The following is a 4,727-nucleotide window of genomic DNA, read 5'->3' as shown; positions in this document are numbered from 1 at the left end:
GGCGTACAGCCGCGAAGGGGCTCGCACGGACACCCCAACTCCCGGGGCCGCCAATCGGCGCGGTCATTTGCCGCACTTTCCGCTGCCCGGCGCCCGAGTTGGTTATACTCGCACCGATCCGCCTGCAGCGCTCACTGGAGAGCACATGCTCGCCCACCCTATGCCACTTTCCGCAACACGCCAGAACCTTTGGCGCCTGACATTCATCCGCACCCTGGTGCTGGGCGCACAGGCCGGTTCGGTCGGTTTCGCCTATCTGACTCACCTGCTGCCGCTGCCCTGGTCACACCTGAGCACTACCCTGGCGGTGTCTGCCGTGCTGTGTGCGTTGACCGCCATACGCCTGCGCAGCTCGCTGCCGGTGACCGAGTTCGAATACGCGGTGCAGCTGACCTGCGATCTGCTGATCCACAGTGCATTGCTGTACTACTCGGGCGGCGCCACCAATCCGTTCGTCTCGTATTTCCTGGTCCCTCTGACCATCGCCGCGGTCACGCTGCCGTGGGTCTATTCGGTGATCCTCTCCGGTATTGCCCTGGCCTGCTACTCCTACATGCTGGTGCACTTCTACCCGCTGGAGACCTTGCCCATCGCCCGGGAGAACCTGCAGATCTACGGCATGTGGTTGAGTTTCGCCCTGGCCGCCGCCGTGATCACCTTCTTCGCCGCAAAGATGGCCGAAGAGCTGCGCCGTCAGGAGCAGCTGCGCGCCCAGCGTCGGGAGGAGGGCCTGCGCGACCAGCAACTGCTGGCGGTCGCGACCGAAGCGGCGGGCGCGGCGCACGAGCTGGGTACGCCGTTGGCGACCATGAGCGTGCTGCTCAAGGAAATGCGTCAGGATCATCCCCAGCCGGAATTGCAGGAAGACCTGCAAGTGCTTCAGGACCAGGTCAAGCTGTGCAAGGAAACCCTGCAGCAACTGGTGCGTGCCGCCGAGGCCAATCGGCGCATGGCGGTGGTCGATCAGGAAGTGACCTTCTGGCTCGATGAGGCGCTCAACCGCTGGCACCTCATGCGCCCGGAATCGAGCTACCGCTTCCAGCGCCTGGGCCAGGGCGACATCCCGCGCCTGGCGCCGCCGCCCGACCTGACCCAGGCCTTGCTCAACCTGTTGAACAACGCCGCCGATGCCTGCCCCGACAACCTCGAGGTGAAGCTGGACTGGGACAGTGAAAATATCTTCATCAGTATTCGCGACCATGGTGCGGGTGTCCCCCTAGCCATCGCCGAACAAATCGGTAAACCTTTCTTTACCACCAAGGGCAAGGGCTTCGGCCTGGGCCTGTTTTTGAGCAAGGCCAGCGTGACTCGCGCAGGCGGCTCGGTAAAACTCTATAGTCATGAAGAGGGCGGCACGCTCACCGAGCTGCGTTTGCCCCGTGACGCCCGAGGAGACGATCAATGACTGACGAAATCCAGGTCGAAAGCGAAGAGCTGCCGCACCTGCTGCTGGTGGACGACGATGCCACCTTTACCCGTGTCATGGCCCGGGCGATGTCCCGCCGTGGCTTCCGTGTCAGCACGGCGGCCAGCGCCGACGAAGGCCTGAAGCTGGCTCAGGAAGACATTCCCGACTTCGCCGCATTGGACCTGAAGATGGAAGGCGACTCCGGCCTGGTGCTGCTGCCCAAGCTGCTGGAGCTGGACCCGGAAATGCGCGTGGTGATCCTGACCGGCTATTCCAGCATCGCTACGGCAGTGGAAGCGATCAAGCGCGGCGCCTGCAACTACCTGTGCAAACCGGCCGACGCCGATGACGTGCTGGCTGCGCTGCTCTCCGAGCATGCCGACCTGGACACGCTGGTGCCGGAAAACCCGATGTCGGTGGACCGCCTGCAATGGGAGCACATCCAGCGGGTGCTGACCGAACACGAAGGCAACATCTCCGCCACTGCCCGCGCCCTGGGCATGCATCGCCGTACCCTGCAGCGCAAGCTGCAGAAGCGTCCGGTCCGGCGCTGAGCGCCGGGCAACTCTGTATTGCCCTGGCTCGCCAGCAGGATCGCTGCGCGAGCCGAGGATATTCCTAGAGCTTGAACATGACTCAGAACGCTGAATATTCCGCGGTCAACGATGCCGTTGGCGATCGATTCTGGCACCGCATCTGGCACTTGGTCATTCCCTACTGGCGCAGCGAAGAAAAAGGCAAGGCCTGGCTGCTGCTGATCGCGGTGATCGGGTTGTCGCTGTTCAACGTCGCCATCTCGGTGATCGTCAACCGCTGGTACCGGGACTTCTACAACTCGCTGGAAAACAAGGACGTCGCCGCGTTCACCCACCTCATGCTGTTTTTCTGCGGTATCGCCGCCGTGGCGATCCTGGCGGCGGTGTACCGGCTGTACCTGACGCAGATGCTGACCATCCGCTGGCGGCGCTGGCTGACCGAGAAACACTTCGCCCGTTGGCTGGACCACAAGAACTACTACAACCTGGAGCAGGGCGGCTACACCGACAACCCTGACCAGCGTTTGAGCGAAGACCTGAACAGCTTCACCAGCGACACCCTGTCCCTGGTGTTGGGTTTGATCAGCACTGTGGTCAGCCTGGTGTCGTTCTCGATCATCCTGTGGGGCGTGTCGGGCAGTATCGAAGTATTCGGTATTACCGTACCGGGCTATATGTTCTGGTGTGCACTGGTGTATGCCGGCGTCGGCAGCTGGCTCGCACACCTGATCGGCCGACGGCTTATCGGTCTGAGCAACAACCAGCAGCGCTACGAGGCCGACCTGCGGTTTGCCATGATTCGGATCCGCGAGAACGCCGAGAGCATCGCCCTGTACGACGGCGAGCCGAACGAGAACCGTCGATTGAACGATCGCTTCGGCAAGGTCTGGCATAACTTCTGGACCATCATGCAGGTGCAGAAGCGGCTCAAATTCTTCACCACCGGCTATGGCCAGATCGCGATCATCTTCCCTTTCGTGGTTGCCGCACCGCGCTACTTCGCCGGCAAGATCCAGCTCGGCGAGCTGATGCAGATCAATTCGGCGTTCGGCAATGTGCAGGAAAACTTCAGCTGGTTCATCGACGCCTATGTCACCCTGGCAGGCTGGAAGGCCACCAGTGATCGTCTGCTCAGTTTCCGCCAGGCGATGAGCGACAACGAAGCGCGGCCACGGGACATCAAGGTCGCTCACCAAGGCAGCCAGGTTCAGGTGGATGACCTGGACCTGTCCGTCAGCGGCGGCCGTACCTTGCTCGGTGGTGCCAGCCTGGCCGTGGCGGCGGGCGAGCGAGTGATGCTCAGTGGCCGCTCCGGCAGCGGCAAGAGCACCCTGCTGCGGGCCATGGGCAACCTCTGGCCCAGTGGGGCAGGGCGTATCACCTTGCCCAACGAGCGAGCGCTGTTTCTACCGCAACGGCCGTACCTGCCGATCGGCAGCCTGCGCGAAGCCTTGAGTTATCCACAACCGGTGTCGGACTATCCCGCCGAACGTTATGCCCAAGTGCTGGAGACCTGCCGCTTGCCGCACCTGGTAAGCCGCCTGGACGAAAGCAATCACTGGCAGCGCATGCTGTCGCCGGGCGAACAGCAGCGTCTGGCTTTTGCCCGGGCGCTGTTGTATGCGCCGAAATGGCTGTACATGGATGAGGCCACCTCGGCCATGGATGAAGAGGACGAAGCCAGCCTGTATCAGGCGCTGATCGATGAACTGCCGGGGCTGAGCATCATCAGCGTTGGCCATCGTTCGAGCCTGAAACGTTTTCATCCGCGCCATGTGCGCATCGAGCAGGGGCAGTTGGTGGCGCAGGGCTGAGGCTCTGGGTCGGCCCTTGCGGCTTTTTTGCGGCTGTAGGCCGCGCCTGCAGCGGATACGCGATTTGCCGAAGGCGAGGCGGGCAGCCGCGAAGAGGCTGCTCATGGCATGATCGTACAACCCGCTTTAGGCTATCATTGCCCCATAATCGCCCGTTTCGAGACAGATGTTCACTATGGATAATCAGAGCGCCCAACCACGCGCCCGCCGTAAACCCCGCAGTCTGGCCCAAGAGCTGGTTGCCGTACTGACCCAGCGGATTCTCGACGGCGAACTCAAGCGTGGCGATAAACTGCCCACCGAATCGGCCATCATGGAACAGCAGGGGGTCAGCCGCACCGTGGTGCGCGAGGCAATCTCCCGCCTGCAGGCCGCCGGCCAGGTCGAAACCCGCCACGGCATCGGCACCTTCGTGCTGGACACGCCCAGCCCTAGCGGGTTTCGCATCGACCCCGCCACCATCGTCACTTTGCGCGATGTGCTGGCCGTACTGGAGTTGCGCATCAGCCTGGAGGTCGAGTCGGCAGGCCTGGCCGCCAGCCGCCGCTCGCCCGAGCAATTGGCCGCCATGCGCGCCGCGCTGGATGCATTGAATGAAAGCGCGGCCCATGCCAGCGATGCGGTGGCCTCGGACTTTCAGTTTCACCTGCAGATTGCGCTGTCCACGGGCAACCGCTATTTCACCGACATCATGACCCACCTGGGCACCAGCATCATCCCGCGCACCCGGCTGAACTCGGCGCGCCTGGCTCATGATGATCAACAACACTACATGACGCGCCTGAGTCGCGAGCATGAAGAAATCTACGACGCTATCGCTCGCCAGGATTCCGATGCAGCGCGGGCGGCAATGAGATTGCACCTGACCAACAGTCGGGAGCGCTTGCGGCAGGCGCATGAAGAGGCGGCAGCTGTCGAGGGTTGATGAAGGCTGGAGGTATGCTTCTAGCCCCCTCTCCCCCAGGGAGA

Annotated in this window: 4 protein-coding genes; all 4 read left to right on the top strand. The window is 62.8% G+C overall.

The window, feature by feature from the left end; genetic code table 11:
• Window positions 1-145 precede the first annotated feature (145 nt).
• The 4 genes from B3397_RS13965 to B3397_RS13950 all read left to right on the top strand — a co-directional run bounded on the left by B3397_RS13965 (window position 146) and on the right by B3397_RS13950 (window position 4,683).
• The gene (locus tag B3397_RS13965) at window positions 146-1,405 is read left to right on the top strand and encodes an ATP-binding protein (protein ID WP_296251046.1); all 1,260 of its coding nucleotides are present in this window, start codon (window positions 146-148) and stop codon (window positions 1,403-1,405) included.
• On the top strand, window positions 1,402-1,962 hold the full coding sequence (locus tag B3397_RS13960; protein WP_296251044.1) for a response regulator transcription factor: 561 nt from the start codon (window positions 1,402-1,404) through the stop codon (window positions 1,960-1,962). The genes B3397_RS13965 and B3397_RS13960 overlap by 4 nt, the downstream gene beginning before the upstream one ends.
• Window positions 1,963-2,039: 77 nt before the next feature.
• Window positions 2,040-3,758, top strand: a complete 1,719-nt coding sequence (locus tag B3397_RS13955) for an ABC transporter ATP-binding protein/permease (protein WP_296251043.1) — start codon at window positions 2,040-2,042, stop codon at window positions 3,756-3,758.
• A gap of 175 nt (window positions 3,759-3,933) precedes the next feature.
• Window positions 3,934-4,683, top strand: coding sequence for a FadR/GntR family transcriptional regulator (locus B3397_RS13950; RefSeq protein WP_296251040.1), 750 nt, complete (start codon window positions 3,934-3,936; stop codon window positions 4,681-4,683).
• The last annotated feature ends 44 nt before the right edge of the window (window positions 4,684-4,727 follow it).

Origin of the sequence: Pseudomonas sp. UBA4194 (assembly GCF_002379585.1) — a bacterium.
Lineage (GTDB): Bacteria > Pseudomonadota > Gammaproteobacteria > Pseudomonadales > Pseudomonadaceae > Aquipseudomonas.
Note: the sequence above shows the minus strand (reverse complement) of the source record. Positions and strands in the feature narration are given on the sequence as shown.

What these genes read in the sequence shown, in the direction of transcription:
- B3397_RS13955 (WP_296251043.1), top strand. Translation starts at nt 2,040, where the DNA reads ATGACTCAGAACGCTGAATATTCCGCGGTCAACGATGCCGTTGGCGAT.
- B3397_RS13960 (WP_296251044.1), top strand. Translation starts at nt 1,402, where the DNA reads ATGACTGACGAAATCCAGGTCGAAAGCGAAGAGCTGCCGCACCTGCTG.
- B3397_RS13965 (WP_296251046.1), top strand. Translation starts at nt 146, where the DNA reads ATGCTCGCCCACCCTATGCCACTTTCCGCAACACGCCAGAACCTTTGG.
- B3397_RS13950 (WP_296251040.1), top strand. Translation starts at nt 3,934, where the DNA reads ATGGATAATCAGAGCGCCCAACCACGCGCCCGCCGTAAACCCCGCAGT.